Origin of the sequence: Nonomuraea sp. NPDC048882, from assembly GCF_040649755.1 — a bacterium.
Classification (GTDB): Bacteria; Actinomycetota; Actinomycetes; order Streptosporangiales; family Streptosporangiaceae; genus Nonomuraea; species Nonomuraea maheshkhaliensis.
In genome coordinates this window covers 84,566-105,943 of sequence record NZ_JBEZGB010000024.1, presented here as the reverse complement: position 1 = coordinate 105,943, position 21,378 = coordinate 84,566, and the positions used below count along the sequence as shown (strand labels likewise).

Here is a 21,378-nt window from a genome sequence, read left to right as displayed (position 1 = left end):
TTCGGCTGAGTTGAGAATCACAACTCAGCCGTCCCCGAGGTGAACGTCTCCCCACCTCGGGGACCTTCCCCTCGCCTGGCGTGAAGTACCTCACGTCCGCGCGGCGACGCCGGGAAGCGGTCGAGCATGGCGCGCAGCTCAGGGGCGGTGACGTTCGCGCCGAACGGCTCCGTGCCCGGCTCCAGGCGGATGCCCTCGGCGAGCGGCCCGGCGGGCACCGGGTCGAAACCGAGCGCGTCCACGAGGGCGGCGACGACCGCGACGTCCGCCGGATCGTCGCCGGCGACGGCGATCGCGGCACGCCCGGGGGCGCCGGCGGGCCGGGCGCCCGCTTCGAGGTCGTGGTAACCCATGTGGTTGAACGCCTTCACCACCCGGGCTCCCGACAGGAACGCCTGGACGATCTCGCTGGAGGACGTACGCGGGTCGGTGAGGTCCTCGCGCACCCCGTCGATCTCCCACCAGTAGTTCATCGCGTCGATCACCAGCTTGCCCCGCAGTGCCTCGGCGGGCACCTCGCGATGCCGGCCGAGAGGCAGAGCGAGCAGCACGACGTCCGCCTCGGCGGCGGCCCGCGCCGCCGTCACCGCCTCCGCGCCGGGGGTGACGACCTCGACGATGAGCGAGATCCGCGCCGCCTCGCCGGAGCCGGCGATCAGGACGCGGTAGCCGGCCGCGACCGCGAGGCGGGCCAGCACGGTCCCGACCTTGCCGGCACCGAGGATGCCGACAGTGCCGACGGTGGTGCTCATGGTGGTGCGTATGGTGCGCGTGCCGCCGGGTTCCATGTGCGGCGCGGAGACGGGGTCGCTCAGCGAGCCGCCCGGGTCGCCGCTTCGAAGCTCGTCTCTCATCGGGCCACCTGCTCCGGGGCGGCGAGAAGTTCCCGTACCCGCGGCGCGACCTCGCGGCCGAGCAGCTCGATCGTGCGCGCGCGGGCGTCACGCGGCAGCCGCATGATGTCGTACTTGAGATCGAAACGGCTCAGCCGCAGCTCGCGAGCCACCCGGACGATCTTGCGGGCGACCGTCTCCGGCGAGCCGACGAAGAGCGCGCCGTGCTCCAGCTCGGCCTCGTAGCGCCGCCGATCGGGCGCGTAGAAGCCGCGCTCGGCCGCCAGCGCCGCGGCGACCGGCTGCCAGTACGTCCACCAGGTCTCGATCGCCTCCTCGTCGGTGTCGGCCACCAGGCCCAGCGAGTGCTGGCCGATCGGCAGCTCGGGATGGCCGAAGCGGTCGAGCGCCTGGAGGTAGAGGTCGACGTTGCGGGCGAAACGCCGGGGCTGCCCGCCGATGATGGCCATCATGAGCGGCAGGCCGTGCCGGGCGGCGCGCACCACGGAGTCCGGCGTGCCGCCCACGCCGATCCAGGTCGGGATGCCGCCGGGCCGCATGCGCGGGTGCGGCCGGTGCCCGGTGAGCGGCGGCCTGACGGTGCCCGACCAGGTGACCCGCTCCTCGCGTTCGAGCCGCAGGAACAGGTCGAGCTTCTCCTCGAACAACCGCTCGTAGTCGGCCAGGTCGTGGCCGAACAGCGCGAACGACTCCGTCGCCGAGGCGCGGCCGAGCACGATCTGGGCACGGCCGCCGGACACCGCGTCGAGGGTGGAGAACTCGTGGTAGAGCCGGACGGGATCGTTCGTGCTGAGCACGGTCACCGACGTGCCGAGCCTGATGCGGCGCGTGGCGGTGGCCATCGCGGCCAGCAGCACCGGCGCGGCGGAGTCGTTGTGACCCTCCCGGTAGTGCTCACCGACGCTGAAGACGTCCAGCCCCGCCTGGTCGGCCAGCCGGGCCTCCTCGACGAGCAGGCGCAGGGTCTCGGCGTCGCCGAGCTCGCGCCCGCCGTCGGTGGCGATCTCGCCGAACGAGTTGAGCCCCAGCTCGAAAGGTACGGATTCGCGCACGGTTCCTCCTGTGGTGTGGCGAGACGATCGGCGCCGGCCGGGGCGCGCGACGGCCCCGGCCGGGCACGGGGATCAGGCGGCCTGGCGCAGCGGGGCCAGGGCGCGGCTCCAGGCCAGCACCTCGTCCAGCATCGTCGTCAGGGCCGCGATCTGGTGCTCGCCGGCCGCGAGCTTGCTGAAGCCCTCGAAGTCGGTGAACAGCGACAGCGTCACGTTGGTGCGCACGTCCGCGAGCTTGAGCTCGCCGCCGATCAGCCGCAGGTGCTCCGCCGCCCGGGCGCCGCCGACGCTGCCGTACGAGACGATGCCGAACGCCTTGTTGTTCCATTCGGCGTTCAGGTAGTCGATCGCGTTCTTCAGCACGCCGGAGGTGGAGTGGTTGTACTCGGGCGTCACCATGACGAAGCCGTCGAAGGAGCCGATCTTGGCCGACCACGCCTTGGTGTGTTCGTTGCGGTACTGGCCGTAGGCCGGGGGCATGGGCTCGTCCAGGTGCGGCAGCGGGTAGTCCAGCAGGTCGACGAGCTCGAAGACGGCGTCCGAGCGCCGGGAGGCGTGCTCCAGCACCCAGTGCGCCACCTGCTCCCCGTTGCGTCCTGGACGGGTGCTGCCGAGGATGATGCCGATGCGGGTCATCGCGGGTCCTTTCGAAGATTCCGATATGCGGCGGCCCGTGTGCGGGCACGCCGAAGAAGCCCCGGGACAGGGGGCAAGCGGAAAAGCGTCACGGGACGAGGCACGCGGGCACGGGGCGCCGTTTCGAACGGGCGCCGGGTGCCGATGGCCTCGCAGTACTGACTACAGGCCGCTGATCGGTAACTTCAACTGAACCGCGGTCACATGGAGTGAACCGCCTCAGCGGGAGGGGTTCAGTCCGTGCCCTCGTCGTCCTCGGCGCCGGTGGCCCGGTCGAAGGCGTGGCGGTTGGCGCGGATGGTGCTCTGGTTCTCGGCCGTCCATTGGGCGAGCGCCAGCACGGGGTCGGACAGGCTGCGTCCGAACGGGGTGACCTCGTACTCGACCCGGGGCGGGATCTCCGGATAGGCCACGCGCCTGACCAGCCCGTCGCGTTCGAGGCTGCGCAGCGTCAGCGACAACATGCGGCGGGAGATGCCGGGCGCGGTGCGCAGCAGTTCGGTGAAGCGCATCGGCTTGTCGTCGAGCAGCCCGATGAGGATCAGGCTCCACCGGTCGGCGACCCGGTCGAGGACCGACCGGAGGACGTCGGGGTCGTGGTCGAGGCACATCCGGCCCCGCGAGCGCAGCACCCTGTCCGCTTCGCTCTGGTGCGACATGGGTCCCCCGTCTCCGTTGTCACGCGTAAGTGACCAGGTCACGTTGCTGTTACCGGCCGTCGAAGGGTACATCAGTCACGGAAAGCGACATTCCTCAGGTGGCGGGAACATCGATCACGTGGAGCAGGGCCAGCAGCACCGGCACGGCCACCCCGGCCAGGACCGCCCACGTGGCGGGGTTGCCGAGGTTGAGGGTCCAGCGGCCGCCCAGGCGCGCATGGACGAGGATCGCCGGATCCATCCGATTGGCGTAGATCGTCCCGGCGAGGCGCCAGTAGCGGTCGTCGTCGCGTTACACGAAGCCGGACTCCTGCTCCTCGCCCGGCTCCGGCGGCAGCCGGTGGCCGGCCTCGCCGACCCGGATCCCGAAGTACAGGAACGCGCCCCCCGCGACGGTCAGGGGCAGCCAGGTGAGGGTGGTCACCCGCACGCTGGACGGCACGATCTCCCGCAGCTGCAGGGCGAGCAGCAGCAGGGTCAGGTCAGCGCAGACCACTCCGATCAGGAGCAGCCTGGTCAGGCCGCTCAGGTAGACGCGGTAACGGCGGGCCGAGCCGGCCGGGCTGGCGGCGTCCAGCTCGGGCCTGGCACGCAGCAGCGCGGCGGCCGTGAGCAGCGCGACCAGGGACAGGCACGCCAGAGCGATCATGATCATGTCGGGGTTCTTCCTTTCCTGGTTCCGAACGAGTCGAGCACCTCGCCGCACTGACGCAACGTCTCCTGCTCGCCGAGGCCGTGCACCGTGGCCTCGGCGAGCAGCGTGCGCAGCCGCGCCTGCCACTCCTCGGCGAAGCCGGCCTCCGCGGGGCCCGAGGCGGGGTCGCGGCGCACCACCGCTCCGCTCTTGCGGTTGATCCGTATGACCCCCTGCTGGCGCAGCAGGTCATACGCCTTGTTCACGGTGTGGAAGTTGATCGCCAGGTCGGCGGCCAGCTGCCGGGTGGAGGGCAGCGCCGATCCCTCCACCAGATCACCGTCGGCGATGGCCTCGACCACCCGATCGCGGATCTGCTGGTAAATCGGCACCTCGCTGTCGAGGTCGATCGTCAGAAGCACACTTGCAGTCTATCTGATATAGATGGACTATAACAGATAGAGAAGATGGCGCTTTCCGCGTCCCTGATCCCGCGGACGTGCGTCGAGGTCCCGGCGTGCGCGGGCACGCGCCACGTTCGGCATCCCCGCCAGGAAAGGACCAGCTCCATGCGTTCGAAAGTCTCCGATCCTCCCGTCGTCAGCGCGAGAGACGGCCGCGCCAGCCTTCGCCGGCGCGAGCTGACGGTCTTCCTGCTCCTCGCCTTCGGCGTCCCGTGGCTGCTCTGGCTGCTGCGCCTGCTCACCGGCATCGACGTGGTCGCGGCGGGCGGCATGCTCGCGGCCGGCCTGGCCACGTTCGTGGCCGTTCGCTGGGCCGGGCGGTGGGCCGGGCGGTGGGCTGGGCGATGGGCTGGGCGGCCGGGCGACATCCCGCGCGACACCGCGCTGACTCCGCTGCGTCCGGCGCGGCGGCTCGTCCGCTACTGCGTGATCGGCCTGGTGGTCCCGCTCGTCCTCGCGTTCCTCGCGGCCGCGATCGGCGCTCTGGCCGGCGTGTACCCGCTCGACCTGGAGAACTTCTCCGGGCTGCGCGGCATGTACGCGCCGGACACCGCCGGCGAGACCGGTGCGCCCGTCGGGGTGATCCTGTCCGCGCTCGGGACCGGTTTCGGGCTGTTCCTCCTGCTGCTGCCGCTGGCGTTCTGCGAGGAATGGGCCTGGCGCGGCTTTCTGCTGCCCCGGCTCCGCCCGCTCGGCCTGTGGCCGGCGCTACTGCTCAGCGGCCTGATCTGGGGGTTGTGGCACCTGCCGGGATACGTCGGCACGAACGCGAACGCCGGGCTGATCCCGTTCCTGGTGACCGTGATGTTCTACGGCGTCCTGCTCGGCTGGCTGCGCCTGGCCTCCGGGCTGATCTGGCCTGGCGTGATCGCGCACGCGACCAACAACACGCTGATCACGGGCTTCGTGAACGTCGTGTTCGCCGCCGACGACCAGCGGGCGTTGAGCAACCCCTGGACCATCGGGCTCAGCGGCTGGCCCGGCTGGCTGGTCATGCTCGCCACCATCGCCGCCCTCGTCATGACGGGCGCGTTCCGGCTGCTGGACGACAGCGGTTCGCGGAAGCCTCGGCGGCGGATCCTCACCGCGGTCCTCGCGCTCGCCGCCGTGGCCGCGCTGGCCGGAGCGTCCGTCGAGAACTCACTCGCGCCGACGGACGCCCGGCGCTTCCCCGCGCCGGGCCGCCTCGTCGGCGTCGGCACGCACCAGCTGCACCTGCGCTGCCTGGGCAGCGGGCGGCCGACGGTCGTCTTCGAAGCGGGATGGGGTGACTCGTCCACGACCTGGGACGATCTCCAGCGGCGAACGGCCGACTCCGGGCAGCGTTCCTGCGCCTACGACCGGGCGGGCTATGCCTGGAGCCGGCCCGGACCGGGCGTGCGGGACGTCTCCGCCGAGGCGGCCGACCTCGTGGCGGTGCTGCGGAACGCGGGGGAGCGCGGGCCGTACGTGTTCGTGGGGCATTCCTGGGGCGGGCACATCCTGCGGCTGCTCCGCGCCCGGTGGCCCGGGGGCGTGGCCGGGCTGGTGCTGCTCGACGTCGCCGACGAGCGGAGCGGCACGAATCCCGCGACCCCCGCGACGGTCCAGGCGAACGTGTGGTCCTTCCTCGCCGGCGCGGGGCTGCTGCGTACGGGAGCGTGGATGATCGACCCCCGGGAACCGCGTCTCACCCGCGACAACGTGCCTGTCGTCTTCGGCCCGGGCACCTGGGCCGCCGCCGCGGCCGAGATGCGCGGATTCGACATCAGCACCCGTACCGTCCAGGACCTTCCGCGCGAACCGGGATCATGGGGCTCCCTGCCCCTGACGGTCGTCAGCGCCGGCGGCAACCGCGAGAGCGCCGAGCACCTCGCTCAGATCGCGAAGCTCTCGACCCTGGGGCGGCACGTCGTCGCGCCCACCACGGATCACTACCTGCATCTCGCGGATCCCGCGCTCGTGTCACGGGAGATCTCCCGGGTCGCCGGTCAGGCCCGGGAGCAGGAGCTCGGGCGGGACAGCGTCACTTCGACGAGCTGACCGCCGCGGTCAGCTCGGCGACGTCCTCGTCGGTCAGGTCGAGGCCGGCCGCGGCCACGTTCTGCTCCAGATGCTCGATCGACGAGGTGCCGGGGATCGGCAGCATCACCGGTGAGCGGTGCAGCAGCCACGCGAGCGCGAGCTGCGACGGCGTGGCCGACAACCGTGAGGCGATCGCGTCGAGCGGCCCGCCGGGCTTGACCAGCCCGCCGGTGGCCAGCGGGAACCACGGGATGAACGCGATCCCGTGGCGCTCGCAGTGGTCGAGTACCTTCTCCGCGGCCCGGTTGGCCAGGTTGTAGAGGTTCTGTACGGAGGCGATCGGGGCGACGGCGCGGGCCTGCTCGATCTGCTCGACGGTGACCTCCGACAGGCCGATGTGCGCGATCTTACCCTCGTCCTTGAGCGCCTTCAGCTCGCCGACCTGGTCCTCGATGGGCACCTCCGGGTCGACGCGGTGGAGCTGGAACAGCGGGATCCGATCGAGGCCGAGGACGCGCAGGCTCATCTCGCACTGCTGGCGCAGGTAGGCGGGCCTGCCGACGGGCGTCCACTGGTCGGGGCCCTGCCGGGTGAGGCCGGCCTTGGTGGCGATGGCGATGCTCTCGTCGTACGGGGCGAGGGCACGCTTGAGCAGCGGCTCGGCGACCAGCGGGCCGTAGGAGTCGGCGGTGTCGAAGAGCGTCACGCCGAGCTCCGCCGCGCGGCGCAGTACCCGTACGGCTTCGTCCTCGTCGGCGGGAGGCCCCCACACGCCGGGCCCGGTCAGCTGCATGGTGCCGTAGCCGAGCCTGGTGACGGGAAGGACATCCTCGATCATGAATTGGCCGGATGCGTCGGCTCGTACGGTGGTCATCACGGTTTCCTTTCGCTGCCGGTCCGCCGAAGCTGTGGGCGTGCGGGGTGGCTCTGCCCGGTGGGCCCGCGCCCTATCTCAACCTGCGGCAAAGCCCTGTCCTCGATCACGGGTGGAGATCACGGGCGGACGTCACGGGCGGACGTCCAGCAGGACGTCATCGCGGGCCACCTCGCGGCCGGCTTCGTCGACGAACGCGACGCGCACCGGCTCGCCGGTGGAGCGGCTCCTGCGCAGGGCCGAGGGCCCGGCCGGACGGGCGCGATGCGTGTCACCCCACTGCTGCAACGCGCCGAGCACCACGCTCAGGTCGGCGCCCGCCTTGGTGAGGTGGTAGCTGCGGCGCTGCCTGCTGCCCGGCTCCTGGTAGGTGAGCGTGCGCACCACCCCGGCGCCGACCAGGGTCTTCAGCCGCGTGCTCAGCAGGTTGGGCGCGATGCCCAGGGAGTCCCTGATGTCGGCGAAGCGGTGCCTGCCCAGGAAGAGCTCGCGCAGGATCAGCAGCGTCCACCGCTCTCCGAGGATCTGCAGGCTCCGCTCGATCGAGCAGGTCGGCTCGTCGGCCGTGACGGTCATCATGCCTCCTCTCCACCGATGGCTATCGTTACTGTACTCAGCCCTCACGTGACGGCGCCCGGTTGACAGTCGCCCGCGAATATGGGCGTAATGGCGGTCGCGTCGCGTGTCACCGCCGGGAGGACGGACGGAGGCATGGAGGCGCCGTACCAAAGGGGATTGACGTGATGGCCACTCACACCACCGGTCGTGCCTGAGCACACCGCGCCCGCGCGTCTCCCCATGCCTTCTGCGGTGTCGTAGCACCCGTACGGCGGGCATGCCCGCGCGGGTCTCCCATGTCATCGACACCCGCCCGCGAGGAGCCGGTACTCAGTATGCCCATGAGCTTCAACCAGCAGATCATCGACGAATTCCGTGCCAACAAGGGCCTGGTCAGCGGCCCCTTCGAGGGAGCCAGGCTGCTCCTGCTGACCACGGTCGGCGCCAGGACGGGCGCCCCGCACACCACCCCGCTCGGCTGCCTGCCCGACGGCGACCGCAGCCTCGTCATCGCCTCGGCGGGCGGCGCGCCCCGGCACCCGGCCTGGTACCACAACCTGCTGGCGAACCCGCAGGTCACCGTGGAGGACGGCGCCTTCACCTACCAGGCGGAGGCCGTCGTGCTGGAGGGCGAGGAACGCGAGCGCCTCTTCGCCCGCGCGGTCGAGGCCGACCCCGGCTGGGGCGCCTACCAGGAACGCTCCGGCCGCGTGCTGCCGGTCGTGGCGCTGCTGCCGATCGACGCGGGCCCGCCCAGCGGCTCCCTGGCCGACGCCCTGATCACCGTGCACGACGCGTTCCGCCGCGAACTGGCCCTCATCCGCGCCGAGACCGCCAGGTCGGGCCCGCGCGTGGGCGCGCAGCTGCGGGTCAACTGCCTGACGCTGTGCCAGGGCCTGGACGTGCACCACTCCCGCGAGGACTCGTTCATGTTCCCCGCGCTGGAGCACCAGTATCCGGAGCTGGCGCCGGCGATGGAGCGGCTGCGCGCCGAGCACGAGGTGATCGCCCGGCTGCTCGGCGAGCTCAAGACACTGCTCGACCGTACGGACGTCGCCCCCGGCGAGCTGCTGGCCGAGGTGGGCCGGCTGACCGGGGAGCTGGAGGCCCACCTCGACTATGAGGAGAAGCAGCTCGTACCACTGCTGACCTGACCTTTTCGGGGTGCCTCTGTGACAACGGGGACAGGCGAGACGTATGCTGATGGGGCGTCCGGGCCCGGCGCCACATCACTCATGATCCGCTCGACGACGGCTGCCGCCTGCGCGCGCCTCGTCCCCTTGAAGCGGGCATTCGTTGAAGCGGGCATTCGGCTCTTTGGGAAAGCGACCACCTTCGTACGGCCTCGCCTGCCCTGGGCTAAATCTGCACTGCACTCCAAAAATGCAATGTACTTAAAGTTTGCAGTAGGCTTGGCGTCATGGCGGAAGGACTGCGGGAGCGCAAGAAGCGGCAGACCCGGCGGCACATCTCGGAGGTGGCCATCGGGCTGTTCGTCGAGCGCGGCTTCGACAACGTGACGATCGCCGAGGTGGCCGAGGCCGCCGAGGTGTCGGTCAACACCGTCTACAACTACTTCCAGGCCAAAGAGGACCTGGTGCTGCCGCCGGAGGAGGCCTCGCCGCAGCGACTGGCCGGCATCGTGCGCGAGCGCGCCGCCGGCGAGTCGGCGGTCGGGGCGGTGCTGGCCCGGCTGCGCCGGGAGGTGCGCGGGCGCGAGCGGCAGGTCGGTCTGAGCGCGGGCTTCGGGCGTTTCCTGGAGATGATGCGGGCGGCCCCGACACTGAGCGCCCGGCTCGAAGACCTCGCTCACCAGATGACCGACGCGCTGGCCGCCGTACTGGCCGAGGAGACCGGCGCGGCGCCGGGCGATCCGGTGCCGCGCGTGGCGGCCTGCCAGCTCGCCGCCCTGCACGCGATGGTCCTGACCGAGATCGGCCGGCGCGCGGCGGCGGGCCAGGATCCCGACGCGATCGCCGCCGCCGTGCTGGATCTGCTGGACGCCGCCGAGAGCATGCTCGGCGACAAACTGCTCGACTACGCGGTACGGAAGGACTGAGGTCGTGTTCAGAGTGACGATCAGGGGCAAGTTCCAGGACCTCGACGACGCGGGCCGGGCCGCCGTGCTGGCCGCGGGGGGCGCCGCCTTCACCGAGGCGGGGACGTTCACCCACGACGAGGGTGTGTCGGTGTTCACGTTCCGCTGCCAGGTGCCGGCCGGGCCCGACGACGGGGAGGACGAGGCGACCCTCGGGGCGATGATGGCCCTGGAGGCGCACGGCCACCCGCACGAGATCCTCCGGATCGGGGTCACGGACCTGCGCGACATCAAGATCCGCAACCGGAAGCGGGTCTAGGCGCCGGTCGCTGGATGCCGGGCGGGACGGCGTCTGTCGCCTTCCGGCGTGAACGTGAAGGTGTCCTTGAACGCGCCTCTTCCGGCGCGGACGGCCAGCAGGACAGGTTCGTCGTAGATGGGGGGCCGGGTCTTTTCGGCCTGCGAGTCGCTTCCGTTCCAGAAATGGAAGAAGACGATCGGCGCCGCCGCGTGCGAGGTCAGGTAGGCGAGCGTCTTGCCGAAATACGGGTTGGTGCCACCGATGAGAAGCGAGGGCGGGCCGAACAGCTCTCGCACGTCGGTGAAGGTGCGGTCGTGGGCGGCCCAGCCGACGAGCGTCCGGCGCATATCGGCGTACTCGTCGGGGGTCAGGGTTCTGTCGGCCTGTAACCACTCGCGATCGTGGGCGAGTTCGGCGTAGATCGAGGCGACGCCATGGCCGCTGGAATCGGGCACGACGGTGCTGATCGCTCCGGTCACGCCGCCGCCGTTGAAAGCGCCCCGCGAGGTCAAGGTCCGCAACGCCTGCGCGAACTCCTCGTCCTGGTGTTCCGCGTAGGCCAGGTGGTCGAACAGCAGACGCAGGGCGATCTCGTCGCCGTACATGCCGGGACGGCGAAGCGCCTGGTTGAGCTGGTCTTTGAGGTAGGCGCGGATCTCTGCCGAAGAACGTGGCGCGGAGGAGGTCGTCATGATGCTCATTTCATGTCGCTGCGGGCGGTGTGAGACGGCCTCGGTGATCGCGCTCCCGGGCGGATGCCGGCCTCTCTATGCGGGGGAGGGGCCGAGGCCGGTGAAGAGGGCGTCGAGGATGCGGTCGACGTACGCATGCGTCAAAGGCTCCTGGGTGATCAGGAGCTGGAAGTACAGCGGGCCGGACAGGATCGCCATCGCCAGGGTGAGGTCGAATGCGGGCGACAGCTGACCCTCGTCGCGGGCCTTGCGCAGGCGGGCGACGGTTTTGTCCGCCTGCGGGCCGATGAAGCGCTCGTTGAGCGCGGCGGCGATCTGGGGGTCGTGCTGGGCCTCGCTGATCAGGGCCCTGAACAGGGGGCCGACGGGCAGCCCGGTCAGCAGGTCGACGGCCGAGTGGATCTGGGTGCGCAGGTCGGCCACGATGTCGCCGGTGTCGGGATAGTCCAGGGCGGGTTCGTTCACTGACAGCAGCGAGTCGAACAGCAGCGCCGCCTTGGACGGCCATCGGCGGTAGATGGTCTGCTTGCTGGCGCCCGCCCGGGCGGCGACCGCCTCCATGCTCAGTTTGGCGTAGCCGATCTCCTGGCCGAGCTCCAGCGTGGCCCGCATGATGGCCTCGGTCCTGTCGGCACCGCGACGGTGCGGCGTGTCGGTCATGACGACACCTTATCGGTACGGGACGTTCCGTACCGTTAAGAATGTCCCGTACCGCCCCACACCCTCATGGGAAAGAAGACGACTGAGTGATGGCCGTTTCCGCCGACCCGACCGTGCTGCGCCCCATGCCCGAGCACCCCCGTGTCGTGCTGCTCAAGCCGCTGGTCACCTCCCCGCTGATCGAGGTCGGCGAGTTCTCCTACTACGACGACCCGGACGATCCGACCGCCTTCGAGACCCACAACGTGCTCTACCACTACGGCCCGGAGAAACTCGGCCCCTCGACCTTCCCCTTCCCGATCACGGGCGGCTCCTGGGCCGAGCACTTCGACCTCGTCACCGGGCTGCCGGGACGGGGTGACACCGTGGTGGGCAACGACGTCTGGTTCGGCTACCGGTCCATGGTGATGCCCGGTGTGCGCATCGGCCACGGAGCGATCATCGCCTCCGGCGCCGTGGTCGTGGACGACGTGCCCGACTACGGGATCGTCGGCGGCAACCCGGCCAGGCTCATCCGCCGCCGTCACAGCGACGCCGACATCGACCGCCTGCTGGCCGTGGCGTGGTGGGACTGGCCGCTTGAGCAGATCACCGAGCACGTACGCACGATCATGTCCGGCAGTGTCGCGGAGCTGGAGGAAGCGGCGGCCCTCAGCCGGCAGGGCACACCGCCGAGCCCCGCCCCCTTCACTTTCCACGATCAGAATCGAGCTATCAGCATGCCCGTTTCCTCACCGAGTTCGCGCTCCTGCGCCTGCGCATCCTGCGGTTCCTGGCCGAACGCTGCGGCTTCACCGTCCTGGCCTTCGAGTACGGCTTCAGCGAGGGCTTCCCCCTGGGCGCCTGGGCCCAAGGAGAAGGCCCGGACGACGAGCTGGCGGGCCTGCTCGCCACGTCGATCCCCGTGGGAGTCGAGGAGCCGCTGCGCTGGACGCGCCGGCACAACGCCTCAGCCGCCGAGCCGGTGCGCTTCGCCGGGATCGACATCCCGGCGGCCGGCGGGTCCTTGCTTCCTTGCCACCGCCACGCCCACGCTGCGCGAAGCCCTCTCCCACTGGTTCGGCCCCGAGGCAGCGGTCTGAGGCTCTCGGGCCGGGGCGGGGAGGTTCAGGGGAAGGCGAAGGCGGGCTGCGGACAACAACGGGGTGACGTTGTCCCGCCGACCTCAAGGCCCTTGAATGAATGAGTCGTACGCATGAATGAGCCGTCCATGACCGATCACCGGGACGTCGCCGCACCGCCGCAGGACGACGCCGTGGTGATCGAACGGTCCTGGGCCGAGCCCGAGCGTTTCGGCGCCGTCTTCGACGCGCATTATGCGGAGATCCACCGGTACGTCTCCCGCCGGCTCGGCCCGCAGGCCGGTGACGACGTCTCGGCCGAGACCTTCGCCCTCGCCTTCCGGCAGCGCCGCCGCTACGACGTGAGCCGCCGCAGCGCCCGTCCCTGGCTGTACGGCATCGCCACCAACCTCATCAACCGGCACCGCCGCGACGAGGTGCGCCTGCTTCGTGCGGTGGACCGGCTGCACCCGGAGGCGTACCCGGCCCAGGGCCATTCCTTCGCGGCTCGCGCGGCAGAACCGGTGGCTACGTCGTGGAGGAGCGCAGCGAGTACTTCGCGTGGACGGGGCGCGCCCGCGGCGGGTTCCCCTTCGAGCTGGACGGTGGGCTCGTCAGGGGCGAGCAGGACGGTCAGGGCGAAGTCCGGCGCCTGGCGCGAGGACTCTCCCGGCTACCGGAGCGGCGGCACTTTCCTCATCAGCGGCGTCGGCCACTTCACCTACCGGCAACTGCAGGAGCTGACCGCCGATCCGGAGGAACTGCGCAAGCTGCTGTGCGAGGGCTCGGTCAAGTTCCCGACGGGCGGGTCCGGGGCGCCGAGGCGCTGCGACGACCCCGCACAGGTGCTCAGCAGGGCCATCTTCGTCCTCGTGGACACGCCCGTGCCGCCCCAGGTGCGAGCCGGACTCATGCGTCTGATCACCGACTATCCGGGCGTACGGCAGCTCGGGGCCGTCACGGATCCGCTCGGCCGGCCGGCGATCAGCCTCGCGGCCACGTTCGGGAGCGCCGACGGGCGGGGGGAGATCCAGCGGGAGGTGCTCTTCGACCGGCGGGCCGGCAAGGTTCTGGGCAGCCGCGACGTCCAGCTCGTGCCCGGGGCTGACAGCGAGAAATGGCAGGTCGCCGGCCGGGTGCTGAACTACCGGGCGGTCCTGGACATGGGCTGGAGCGACACCAGGCCGGCCCTTCCCGGCTGAGACGGCTTGTCCCGGATCGGCGGGGACGGGGCCTCGCCGATCCCGGTCACAACGTCTGGGTGAGCTCGTCGAGGGCGGCCAGGCGGCCGGCGGCGGACGGGGCCAGGCGGGCGGCCGTGGCGACGAGCAGGAGTTCGGTGACGGCGATCTCGTGGGCCAGCGGCGCGATCGGCCCGGCGGCCTCGCGCGGCAACCTGATGAGCACCTCCGCCTCGGCCGCCAGCGGCGATCCCCAGGCGTCGGTGACGAGCACCAGCCGGGCGCCCCTGGCTCGTGCGGCGTGCACGAAACGGGCCGTTCTGGGGGAGTAGCGCCGGAAGTCGTACGCCACGACCACGTCGGAGGCGGTGAGGTCGAGCACGGTACGGGCGCGGCCGGGGGCGGAGCCGGGCACCCGCTCGGCCCGGGGGCGCAGGCCGGCCAACTGGCGGATCAGGTAGTCGGCGGCCAGTTCGCTCAGCGGGCCGCCCAGCGCCCAGACGGAGCCCGCCTCGGCGAGCAGTGCGGCGGCGCGGTGGTAGAGCGGCTCGGGTACGGCGGTCAGGGTGCCGTCGAGCCCGGCACGCAGGTCCTCGGCGGCCTGCCACAACGAGGAGAGGCCCGCTCCGCCGTCCGACGCACTCGCGCCCACCTCGCCGGCCGACACACGTGCGCCCGCCGTGGCGCCCGACGCACGCGCGCTCGCCCCGCCGTCCGGGGCAACCGGTCCCGCCTCGCCGGACAGGGTGACCGCGCCTTCCTCGCCGGCCGGCGCGTCCGGGTCTGCGGCTCCGCTCCATACACCTGGACCTGCGGCTCCGACCGGGGCATCGCCGCCCGAGCGGCCTGTATGCGGACCGCCGGATTCGTTCGCCTGCGGCCGGTGGGTGATGAACTCCAGCAGCCGGGACCGATCCCGCGCCCCGTCCCGTACCGCCGCCTGGAAGTCGGCGAACCCGCCGTAACCGAGCCGATCGAACAGCCGCGACGCCGTCGGCGGGCTCACCCCAGCGTGCTCGGCCAGGGCGCGCAGTGAGCCCAGTGCGGCGAACGGATAGTCGTCGAGCAGCACCCGCACGACCGCCCGCTCCCCGGGCGGCAGCTCCGGATAGACGGTCCCGAGGCGGCTCGCGATCGGATCGTTCTCCATGATGACGAATGTTACATCAGTTCTGCCTTGACGACATGTACGAAACAGTTGTTACGGTGTGGGGCATGACTACCTGGCATGGTTTGCTGGCCAGCGGCTACCGGCGCTGGCTGCCGGTCACCGCCGACACCCCGTCGATCTCGCTCAACGAGGGCAACACCCCGCTGCTGCGCTCGGAGCACCTGTCCGACCGCACCGGCTGCGAGGTCTGGCTGAAGGTCGAGGGCGCTAACCCGACCGGCTCGTTCAAGGACCGCGGCATGACGGTGGCGATCAGCCGGGCGGCCGAAGCCGGCGCCGAGGCCGTCATCTGCGCCTCCACCGGCAACACCAGCGCCTCGGCCGCCGCCTACGCCGCCCGCGCCGGGGTGACGGCCGCCGTGCTGGTGCCCAAGGGCGGCGTGGCGCTGGGCAAACTGAGCCAGGCCGTACGGTACGGCGCCGAGATCGTCGAGATCGACGGCACCTTCGACGACTGCCTGCGGGTGGCCCGCGACCTGGCAGCCCACCACCCGATCGCGCTGGTCAACTCGGTCGGCAACGAGCCGCGCCTGGCGGGTCAGCGCACGGTGGCGTACGAGATCGTGGACGCTCTGGGCGGCGCGCCCGACGTGCACTGCCTGCCGGTGGGCAACGGCGGCAACATCACCGCCACCTGGGGTGGCTACCGTACGTACCGGGAGGCCGGTCTGTCGGACGGGCTGCCGCGCATGTGGGGTTTCCAGGCGGCCGGAGCCGCCCCGCTCGTCCACGGCGCGCCCGTCGCCGAACCGCGTACGGTGGCCGGCGCCATCAGCATCGGCCACCCCGCCACCTGGGACGGCGCGATCGCCGCCCGCGACCAGTCCGGCGGGCTGATCGGTGCGGTGAACGACGAGCAGATCCTGGCCGCGTACCGGCTGCTCGCCCGCCGCGACGGCGTCTTCGCCGAGCCGGCCTCGGCGGCGGGGGTGGCGGGGCTGCTCGACCGGCACGCGAAAGGTGAGCTGGAGCCGGGCCTGCGCATCGTGATCACGCTCAGCGGCAACGGGCTGAAGGACCTCGACACCTCCATGCGCGACGGCTACACCGCCAAAGAGACCTCGGCGGCCACCACCGACGTGGCCCGCGCCCTACGCCTGGCCGCCTGACCCGGCCTCCTCCCCGCAGTGGGCCGCCGACAACCAGGACGATCTCATCGTGGCACTCAGCTCGGGAGCAAAATGCGTTGACGGGCGTGCCGGCCGCTGAGCGAGGATGGCGCGATGGAGTCGGGTTACGTCCTGGCCGGCTATCGAGTCGCCACAGTGTGTGATTTCCCCTCTTGGCAGGAGAACGGTCTTCCCGGTCCTCGGCTGCTGTCGATGAGCGACTGCATCGCGGACCTGGTGCCGGTGGATCCCGATGGCTGGGATCACTGGTTCTCCAGCCCCCAGGAGGCGGGGATCGCCCGAGATCGGGCGGGCCGGTCGGAGTTTCACGTGCTCGGGGTCGGCTTCGCTGCCGCCGATGCCCCGGGGCTGGTGGCCGACATCGCCGGCAGAGGCTGGGACGGCAGCCTCCACGAACGGGTTGACCGGCGTGAGAACTTCCCCGGCCCCGGCGAGAGGCGACTGGGTTTCGAACTGGTCGGCTTCGACATCGGAAACTGGCACACCTGGACCTGCATGGGAGGGCTCGTCACCGTGGTTCGCCAGGCCATCGGGGTGCGGCCGGGCCCCAACGGGCTGATCCAGGACGAGCAGGGACGCGCGCCGGGCCGCTCAATGGCTGACCCGCTCGGGGCTCGGCGATCCGAAGGTGTTCCTCTGGGCGGCCGCGCTGCTCACCGAGCCCTCCGTGGGCGCTGCTCCAGGCGGCTGACACACCCGGGGGCGGAGGCGGTATCGATCCTCGCAGATGATCGGCTGGATTGTTGTGGGATACCTCCATGCCCCCGCGTGACCGTTGTGGTGTGGGATCGACCCCATGACGAATGCAGGAAAGCAGCGCCGGTTCCCCACGGGGGACCTGGCGAGGGTGGCGGTGTTCGCGGCGCTGATCGCGGTCCTCGGCCTGCCCGGCACGCTGAACGTCTTCGGCAACGTGGTCCCGATCACGCTGCAGACGCTCGGCGTGATGCTGGCGGGCACGATCCTCGGCTCGTGGCGGGCGGCGCTGGCCGTGGTGGTGCTGCTGGTGCTGGTCGCGGCGGGGCTGCCGCTGCTGGCCGGTGGGCGGGGCGGGCTGGCCGTCTTCACCGCGCCGTCGGCGGGGTTCCTGATCGGGTGGATTCCGGGCGCGGCGGTGACCGGCTGGCTGGTCGAGCGGGCGGGCCGACGCCCCGGCCTCGTCCCGCTGCTCACGGCGTGCCTGGTGGGCGGCATGGGCGTGGTCTACCTGTTCGGCATTCCCGTTCAGGCGCTGGTCACCGGGGTCTCGCTGGTGAGTGCGGCGCAGCTCACGCTGGTCTTCCTGCCGGGTGACCTGATCAAGGTGGTGCTGGCCGCCGTCGTGGCCAGAGGGGTGCAGCGGGCCTATCCGGACGCGGTGCCGGCCGTGCACCAGGAACGACTCCGCGCCGGGGGGCGTTGACCCTTCCATGCCCGTAGCGCAATATGTGATGTCGCACGCCGCCGAGCGCCCTTCCCGGCTCGCGGTGCGCGGCCCCCTGAGCGAGCTGACGTACCAGGAGCTCGCCGACAAGATCAACGGCGCCGCCCGCCACCTGCTGGACCGGGGCGCGGGTCCCGGCGCGCTCATCGGGATCGGCCTGGCCGATCCGGTCGAGCTGCTCGTCGCCGCGCTGGCGGCCGACCTGGCGGGGGCCACGCCCCTGGTGGGCGACCCCACGTGGCACGCCGGGCGCTGGGCGGGCGCCGCAGGCTCGGAGGCTCCGTTCCTGGTGAACGAGCCTCTGCCGTACGTGGCCGGCGCTCCTGTGGTGCATGAGCCCCGGCCTGGGGATCGGGCGTGGGCGTGTTTCAGCTCCGGCAGCACCGGCCGGCCCCGGGCGGTTGTACGCAGCCGGGCGTCGTGGACCGCCTCCTACCCGCACCTGAACGACCTGACCGGCATCGGGCCTGACGACGTGGTGCTGGTGCCGGGGCCGCTGCTCTCTTCTCTTTACTCCTTCGCCGCCCTGCACGCCCTGGCCGCCGGCGCGACGGCGGTGGTGCCCGGCCGCTGGCCCGGCGGGTCGCTGGACGCCCTCCTGGACGAGGCCACCGTCGTGCACCTGGTGCCGCACCGGCTGCCGGACGTGCTTGACCGGCCCGGCTCCCTGCGTACGACCGTGGTCGGCGGCGCGGCACTCGACCCTGACGTCCGGGCGGCGGCAATGCGGGCCGGGGTGCGGGTGGTGGCGTACTACGGGGCTACCGAGTTGTCGTTCGTGGCGGTGGACGCCGATGGTGGCGGGTTGCGTCCTTTTCCCGGCGTGGAGATCGACGTCCGGCGGATTGAAGGTCTCGCGGAGGGCCGGCTGGGTGAGGTTTGGGTGCGGTCGCCGTGGCTGGCCGAAGGGTACTTGGGCGGCGTGGCCGGGCCGTTGCGGCGGGACGGGGCCGGCTGGGTGAGCGTGGGCGACGTCGCGGAGCCGTACCGGGAAGGAGAGGTGCTGCGGGTGCGCGGGCGTGGCGGCGGCGCGATCCAGACCGGCGGCGCGACCGTTGTGCCCGAGGACGTCGAAGAGGTGCTGCGCAAGGTGCCGGGCGTGGGCGACATCGTGGTGGTCGGCTCGCCGCACCCGTCCCTGGGCGCCGTGGTGACGGCGATCATCGAGGCCGCGCCGCCGCCTCCACGTGCGCTCCTTGAGGCCACCGCCCGGGGACGGCTGGACGTCGCCCAGCGGCCCCGACGCTGGTACGCGGTGCCGAATCTGCCCCGCACCGGCACGGGCAAGCCGGCCCGGGCCCAGGTGGAGGCGCTGCTCGCCGCCGAGCTGGCGGGTCAGCCGGGCGACGGGTTGCGGCGGCTGGTCTGACATGGGCGACGACACACCTGTGGTGGTGGCGGCCCGGCGCACGCCGATCGGCACGGCCGGGCACGCGTACCGGGAGCTGAGCGTCGACCGGCTGGCCGCACCGGTGATCGCGGCAGTGGTCGCGGACGTGACTGGAGACCCGGCCCCGGACGTGACCGGGGACCTAGCTGAAAACCTGGCCGGGCGGCGGGTGGATGACGTCGTGCTCGGCAACTGCATGGGGCCCGGCGGCAACGTGGCCAGGATCTCGGCGCTGGCCGCCGGCCTGGGGCACGAGGTGCCGGGGCTCACCGTGGACCGGCAGTGCGGCAGCGGCCTGGCCGCGATCCTGCTGGCCGGGCAGGCCGTACGCGCGGGGGAGATGGACCTGGTGATCGCCGGCGGGGCCGAAAGCGCCTCGACCGCGCCGCTGCGCACGTTCAGGGGCGCGGCGGAGCCGTACGAGCGGGCGCCCTTCGTCCCCGACGGCCGTCCGGACCCGGACATGGGCCCGGCGGCGGAGGCGCTGGCGGCGGCTCGCGGCATCAGCCGCGAACGGCAGGACGCCTACGCCTGCCGCAGCCACGCCCGCGCCCTGGCCGCCCGCGCGGCCGGGCGGTTCGACGGGGAGATCGTCCCGATCGGTGGCCGGTCGGATGACCAGCGCCCGCGCCCGCTGCGGGCGGCGTCGCTGGCCCGGCTGCCTGCGGCTTTCGTTTCTGACGGTACAGTGACGGCCGGCAATTCCTCCCCGGTCAGCGACGGCGCCGCCGCCGTGGCCCTAGTGCCGGAACGGTCGCGCGGAGGCCTGCCGGGGATGCGGCTGCTGGCCGGAGCCGTCGTCGGGTGCGATCCCGCGCTGCCCGGCTGGGGGGCGGTGCCCGCGATCAGGCGGGTGCTGGGGCGTACGGGGGTGGATGTGGAACGGGTCGCGGCGGTGGAGATCGTGGAGGCGTTCGCGGCGCAGGTGCTCGCGGTCACCGACGCGCTCGGGCTGGATCCGCTGGGCGCCGACGACGAGCGGGTGTGCCCTGACGGCGGGGCGCTGGCGCTGGGCCATCCGTGGGGCGCGACCGGCGCGGTCGTGGTGACCAGGCTGTTCTCCAGGCTCGTACGCGCCGGCGCCCCCTCGGGAACGCTCGGCCTGGCGGCGGCCGCGGTCGGCGGCGGGCTGGGCGTGGCCGCGCTGTTCGAGGTGGTGTGAGGTGGGCACCGCACCGGCGCCTGCGGGGTCCGTCCGAGGTGGTGAGGTGAGCGTCGCACGGGCGCCTGCCGGTTCCGACGGCGGGCATCGCGTTGATGGCCGCCCCGTCAGAGGTGGTCTGAGATGAGTATCGACTTCGCCGACGTGCACGTTCGCCTGGGTGAGCGCGACGTGCTGCGCGGCGTGACCGCCTCCCTGCCCGAGAGCCGTGTCGGCGTGGTCGGGGCCAACGGCTCGGGCAAGAGCACGCTGGCCCGCCTGATCAACGGCCTGGCCGTGCCGACGTCCGGCAGCGTCACCGTGCTCGGCCTGGACACCCGCCGCCACGGCCCGCGGATCCGGCGCGGCGTCGGGTTCGTCTTCACCGACCCCGACGCGCAGATCGTGATGCCCACCGTGGCCGAGGACGTGGCCTTCTCCCTGCGCCGCAGCAAGCTGCCGCGCGCGGAGGTCGAGCAGCGTGTGCACGAGGTCCTCGGCCGTTACGGCCTGGCCGGCCACGCCGACCATCCCGCGCACCACCTGTCGGGAGGCCAGAAGCAGTTGCTGGCGCTGTGCTCGGTCATGGTGCTGGAGCCGCGGATCCTGGTCATGGACGAGCCGACCACGCTGCTGGACCTGCGCCACTCCCGCCAGGTCGCCGCCCTGCTGCGCGAGATGCCGCAGCAGGTGCTGGTGGTGACGCATGACCTGCCGCTGCTGGCGGGCTTCGACCGGGTGCTGGTGATCGATGAGGGCCGCGTCGTCGCCGACGGCGCCCCCGACGAGGCCATCTCCTTCTACCGGAAGCTGATGGCGTGAACGGCCTGCTCGGCGCGTACGTCCCCGGCTCCTCGCCGCTGCATCGCCTCCCGGCCGGCGTCAAGCTGGCCGGGCTGGCCGTGGCGTGCACGGTGCTGGTGCTGCTGGGCTCGCCGCCGGCGCTGGGGGTGGCGGCGGTCGTGGTGGCGGGCCTGTATGTGCTGTCGCGGGTGGGCCCGGCGGCGGCGTGGGCGCAGGTCAAGCCGGTGCGCTGGTTCGCGGTGGCGCTGTTCGGGATGCAGTGGGTGTTCGTCGATCTGCAGGGGGCACTGTCCACGGTGCTGCGGGTGGTGCTGGCGGTGGCGCTGGCCGGGCTGGTGACGCTCACCACCCGCGCCTCGGCCATGATGGCGGCGCTGGAGCGCTGCCTGTCGCCGGCCAGGTTCGTCGGGCTGGACCCGTTCCGGCTGTCGTTGCTGCTGTCGCTGACCATACGCAGCGTGCCGGTGGTGGCGGAGCTGGCCACTCGCGTCAGGGAGGCGCAGCGGGCCAGGGGCGTCGAGCGCAGCGTGCGGGCGTTCGCGGTGCCGCTGGTGGTGGGTTCGCTGCGGCACGCCGACGCGCTGGGGGAGGCGCTGAGCGCCCGCGGCCTCGATGACTAAGGATTGACTTATATAAGGCCGTACTGAAATA

At 72.0% G+C, this 21,378-nt stretch carries 24 protein-coding genes and 1 pseudogene; 13 read left to right on the top strand and 12 right to left on the bottom strand.

The window, feature by feature from the left end; genetic code table 11:
- Positions 1-17: 17 nt before the first annotated feature.
- From AB0C27_RS49630 to AB0C27_RS49600, 7 genes are all read right to left on the bottom strand, one after another.
- Complete coding sequence (locus AB0C27_RS49630; protein WP_357861055.1) at positions 18-854, bottom strand: NAD(P)-binding domain-containing protein; 837 nt, start codon at positions 852-854, stop codon at positions 18-20.
- The gene (locus AB0C27_RS49625; RefSeq protein ID WP_357861052.1) at positions 851-1,906 is read right to left on the bottom strand and encodes an LLM class flavin-dependent oxidoreductase; all 1,056 of its coding nucleotides are present in this window, start codon (positions 1,904-1,906) and stop codon (positions 851-853) included. The genes AB0C27_RS49630 and AB0C27_RS49625 overlap by 4 nt, the downstream gene beginning before the upstream one ends.
- 72 nt (positions 1,907-1,978) lie before the next feature.
- A complete protein-coding gene (locus AB0C27_RS49620; RefSeq protein ID WP_357861049.1) occupies positions 1,979-2,542 on the bottom strand; it encodes an NAD(P)H-dependent oxidoreductase in 564 nt (187 codons plus the stop codon).
- A 233-nt stretch (positions 2,543-2,775) separates the two neighbouring features.
- Positions 2,776-3,201 carry a helix-turn-helix domain-containing protein gene (locus AB0C27_RS49615; protein WP_357861047.1) on the bottom strand — a complete coding sequence of 142 codons (426 nt, stop codon included), beginning with the start codon at positions 3,199-3,201 and terminating at the stop codon, positions 2,776-2,778.
- A gap of 94 nt (positions 3,202-3,295) precedes the next feature.
- On the bottom strand, positions 3,296-3,442 hold the full coding sequence (locus tag AB0C27_RS49610) for a hypothetical protein (protein WP_357861044.1): 147 nt from the start codon (positions 3,440-3,442) through the stop codon (positions 3,296-3,298).
- Positions 3,443-3,493: 51 nt separating this feature from the next.
- Entirely contained in the window at positions 3,494-3,856 is a 363-nt protein-coding gene (locus AB0C27_RS49605; protein WP_357861041.1) for a hypothetical protein, read from the bottom strand.
- On the bottom strand, positions 3,853-4,257 hold the full coding sequence (locus AB0C27_RS49600; RefSeq protein WP_357861039.1) for a GntR family transcriptional regulator: 405 nt from the start codon (positions 4,255-4,257) through the stop codon (positions 3,853-3,855). Before AB0C27_RS49600 ends, AB0C27_RS49605 begins: the two co-directional genes overlap by 4 nt.
- Positions 4,258-4,404: 147 nt before the next feature.
- Here AB0C27_RS49600 and AB0C27_RS49595 point away from each other — a divergent pair, with 147 nt between their 5' ends.
- Positions 4,405-6,321 carry an alpha/beta fold hydrolase gene (locus tag AB0C27_RS49595; RefSeq protein WP_357861036.1) on the top strand — a complete coding sequence of 639 codons (1,917 nt, stop codon included), beginning with the start codon at positions 4,405-4,407 and terminating at the stop codon, positions 6,319-6,321.
- Here AB0C27_RS49595 and AB0C27_RS49590 read toward each other — a convergent pair.
- Together AB0C27_RS49590 and AB0C27_RS49585 are read right to left on the bottom strand one after the other, a co-directional pair.
- Positions 6,305-7,177, bottom strand: a complete 873-nt coding sequence (locus AB0C27_RS49590) for an aldo/keto reductase (RefSeq protein ID WP_357861032.1) — start codon at positions 7,175-7,177, stop codon at positions 6,305-6,307. The genes AB0C27_RS49595 and AB0C27_RS49590 overlap by 17 nt on opposite strands.
- A gap of 132 nt (positions 7,178-7,309) precedes the next feature.
- Positions 7,310-7,756, bottom strand: a complete 447-nt coding sequence (locus AB0C27_RS49585; protein ID WP_357861029.1) for a helix-turn-helix domain-containing protein — start codon at positions 7,754-7,756, stop codon at positions 7,310-7,312.
- A gap of 320 nt (positions 7,757-8,076) precedes the next feature.
- Between AB0C27_RS49585 and AB0C27_RS49580 the strand changes: the two genes are divergently transcribed.
- From AB0C27_RS49580 to AB0C27_RS49570, 3 genes are all read left to right on the top strand, one after another.
- On the top strand, positions 8,077-8,889 hold the full coding sequence (locus tag AB0C27_RS49580) for a nitroreductase/quinone reductase family protein (protein ID WP_357861027.1): 813 nt from the start codon (positions 8,077-8,079) through the stop codon (positions 8,887-8,889).
- Positions 8,890-9,155: 266 nt separating this feature from the next.
- Positions 9,156-9,794 (top strand): helix-turn-helix domain-containing protein, encoded by a 639-nt coding sequence (locus AB0C27_RS49575; RefSeq protein ID WP_357861024.1) that lies wholly within the window; start codon positions 9,156-9,158, stop codon positions 9,792-9,794.
- 4 nt (positions 9,795-9,798) lie between these two features.
- Positions 9,799-10,092: a DUF6204 family protein gene (locus tag AB0C27_RS49570; RefSeq protein WP_357861021.1), complete on the top strand. Its 294-nt coding sequence runs from the start codon at positions 9,799-9,801 to the stop codon at positions 10,090-10,092.
- On the opposite strand, the gene AB0C27_RS49565 is transcribed toward AB0C27_RS49570, so the two are convergent.
- Both AB0C27_RS49565 and AB0C27_RS49560 read right to left on the bottom strand, forming a co-directional pair.
- Entirely contained in the window at positions 10,089-10,766 is a 678-nt protein-coding gene (locus AB0C27_RS49565; protein ID WP_357861018.1) for a hypothetical protein, read from the bottom strand. The two genes, AB0C27_RS49570 and AB0C27_RS49565, sit on opposite strands and share 4 nt — an antisense overlap.
- A 75-nt stretch (positions 10,767-10,841) precedes the next feature.
- Positions 10,842-11,426: a TetR/AcrR family transcriptional regulator gene (locus tag AB0C27_RS49560; protein WP_357861015.1), complete on the bottom strand. Its 585-nt coding sequence runs from the start codon at positions 11,424-11,426 to the stop codon at positions 10,842-10,844.
- A gap of 89 nt (positions 11,427-11,515) precedes the next feature.
- On the opposite strand from AB0C27_RS49560, the pseudogene AB0C27_RS49555 reads away from it, so the two are divergent.
- The 3 genes and pseudogenes from AB0C27_RS49555 to AB0C27_RS49545 form a co-directional block, all read left to right on the top strand.
- Positions 11,516-11,875, top strand: a pseudogene (locus AB0C27_RS49555) (antibiotic acetyltransferase); the annotation flags it as partial.
- Between the two features lie 299 nt (positions 11,876-12,174).
- On the top strand, positions 12,175-12,612 hold the full coding sequence (locus AB0C27_RS49550; protein ID WP_357861139.1) for an erythromycin esterase family protein: 438 nt from the start codon (positions 12,175-12,177) through the stop codon (positions 12,610-12,612).
- A gap of 24 nt (positions 12,613-12,636) precedes the next feature.
- Complete coding sequence (locus AB0C27_RS49545; protein ID WP_357861012.1) at positions 12,637-13,689, top strand: sigma factor; 1,053 nt, start codon at positions 12,637-12,639, stop codon at positions 13,687-13,689.
- 46 nt (positions 13,690-13,735) lie between these two features.
- Here AB0C27_RS49545 and AB0C27_RS49540 read toward each other — a convergent pair whose 3' ends face one another.
- Positions 13,736-14,818, bottom strand: coding sequence for an SIS domain-containing protein (locus AB0C27_RS49540; RefSeq protein WP_357861007.1), 1,083 nt, complete (start codon positions 14,816-14,818; stop codon positions 13,736-13,738).
- A 65-nt stretch (positions 14,819-14,883) separates the two neighbouring features.
- Between AB0C27_RS49540 and thrC the strand changes: the two genes are divergently transcribed.
- The 6 genes from thrC to AB0C27_RS49510 all read left to right on the top strand — a co-directional run bounded on the left by thrC (position 14,884) and on the right by AB0C27_RS49510 (position 21,347).
- Complete coding sequence (gene thrC / locus AB0C27_RS49535) at positions 14,884-15,948, top strand: threonine synthase (protein ID WP_357861004.1); 1,065 nt, start codon at positions 14,884-14,886, stop codon at positions 15,946-15,948.
- A gap of 817 nt (positions 15,949-16,765) precedes the next feature.
- Positions 16,766-17,371: a biotin transporter BioY gene (locus AB0C27_RS49530; RefSeq protein ID WP_357861001.1), complete on the top strand. Its 606-nt coding sequence runs from the start codon at positions 16,766-16,768 to the stop codon at positions 17,369-17,371.
- 7 nt (positions 17,372-17,378) lie between these two features.
- Positions 17,379-18,761: a class I adenylate-forming enzyme family protein gene (locus AB0C27_RS49525; protein ID WP_357860998.1), complete on the top strand. Its 1,383-nt coding sequence runs from the start codon at positions 17,379-17,381 to the stop codon at positions 18,759-18,761.
- A gap of 1 nt (position 18,762) precedes the next feature.
- The gene (locus AB0C27_RS49520) at positions 18,763-19,944 is read left to right on the top strand and encodes a thiolase family protein (protein WP_357860995.1); all 1,182 of its coding nucleotides are present in this window, start codon (positions 18,763-18,765) and stop codon (positions 19,942-19,944) included.
- Between the two features lie 123 nt (positions 19,945-20,067).
- Entirely contained in the window at positions 20,068-20,745 is a 678-nt protein-coding gene (locus AB0C27_RS49515) for an ABC transporter ATP-binding protein (protein ID WP_346109691.1), read from the top strand.
- Positions 20,742-21,347 (top strand): energy-coupling factor transporter transmembrane protein EcfT, encoded by a 606-nt coding sequence (locus tag AB0C27_RS49510; RefSeq protein ID WP_357860992.1) that lies wholly within the window; start codon positions 20,742-20,744, stop codon positions 21,345-21,347. Before AB0C27_RS49515 ends, AB0C27_RS49510 begins: the two co-directional genes overlap by 4 nt.
- The last annotated feature ends 31 nt before the right edge of the window (positions 21,348-21,378 follow it).

Bases quoted from the DNA above. Each gene is read 5' to 3' on its own strand.
- AB0C27_RS49630 (WP_357861055.1), bottom strand. From the start codon at position 854: ATGAGAGACGAGCTTCGAAGCGGCGACCCGGGCGGCTCGCTGAGCGAC.
- AB0C27_RS49620 (WP_357861049.1), bottom strand. From the start codon at position 2,542: ATGACCCGCATCGGCATCATCCTCGGCAGCACCCGTCCAGGACGCAAC.
- AB0C27_RS49615 (WP_357861047.1), bottom strand. From the start codon at position 3,201: ATGTCGCACCAGAGCGAAGCGGACAGGGTGCTGCGCTCGCGGGGCCGG.
- AB0C27_RS49610 (WP_357861044.1), bottom strand. From the start codon at position 3,442: ATGGATCCGGCGATCCTCGTCCATGCGCGCCTGGGCGGCCGCTGGACC.
- AB0C27_RS49605 (WP_357861041.1), bottom strand. From the start codon at position 3,856: ATGATCATGATCGCTCTGGCGTGCCTGTCCCTGGTCGCGCTGCTCACG.
- AB0C27_RS49595 (WP_357861036.1), top strand. From the start codon at position 4,405: ATGCGTTCGAAAGTCTCCGATCCTCCCGTCGTCAGCGCGAGAGACGGC.
- AB0C27_RS49590 (WP_357861032.1), bottom strand. From the start codon at position 7,177: ATGACCACCGTACGAGCCGACGCATCCGGCCAATTCATGATCGAGGAT.
- AB0C27_RS49585 (WP_357861029.1), bottom strand. From the start codon at position 7,756: ATGATGACCGTCACGGCCGACGAGCCGACCTGCTCGATCGAGCGGAGC.
- AB0C27_RS49580 (WP_357861027.1), top strand. From the start codon at position 8,077: ATGAGCTTCAACCAGCAGATCATCGACGAATTCCGTGCCAACAAGGGC.
- AB0C27_RS49575 (WP_357861024.1), top strand. From the start codon at position 9,156: ATGGCGGAAGGACTGCGGGAGCGCAAGAAGCGGCAGACCCGGCGGCAC.
- AB0C27_RS49565 (WP_357861018.1), bottom strand. From the start codon at position 10,766: ATGACGACCTCCTCCGCGCCACGTTCTTCGGCAGAGATCCGCGCCTAC.
- AB0C27_RS49560 (WP_357861015.1), bottom strand. From the start codon at position 11,426: ATGACCGACACGCCGCACCGTCGCGGTGCCGACAGGACCGAGGCCATC.
- AB0C27_RS49545 (WP_357861012.1), top strand. From the start codon at position 12,637: ATGACCGATCACCGGGACGTCGCCGCACCGCCGCAGGACGACGCCGTG.
- AB0C27_RS49540 (WP_357861007.1), bottom strand. From the start codon at position 14,818: ATGGAGAACGATCCGATCGCGAGCCGCCTCGGGACCGTCTATCCGGAG.
- thrC (WP_357861004.1), top strand. From the start codon at position 14,884: ATGACTACCTGGCATGGTTTGCTGGCCAGCGGCTACCGGCGCTGGCTG.
- AB0C27_RS49530 (WP_357861001.1), top strand. From the start codon at position 16,766: ATGACGAATGCAGGAAAGCAGCGCCGGTTCCCCACGGGGGACCTGGCG.
- AB0C27_RS49525 (WP_357860998.1), top strand. From the start codon at position 17,379: ATGCCCGTAGCGCAATATGTGATGTCGCACGCCGCCGAGCGCCCTTCC.
- AB0C27_RS49520 (WP_357860995.1), top strand. From the start codon at position 18,763: ATGGGCGACGACACACCTGTGGTGGTGGCGGCCCGGCGCACGCCGATC.
- AB0C27_RS49515 (WP_346109691.1), top strand. From the start codon at position 20,068: ATGAGTATCGACTTCGCCGACGTGCACGTTCGCCTGGGTGAGCGCGAC.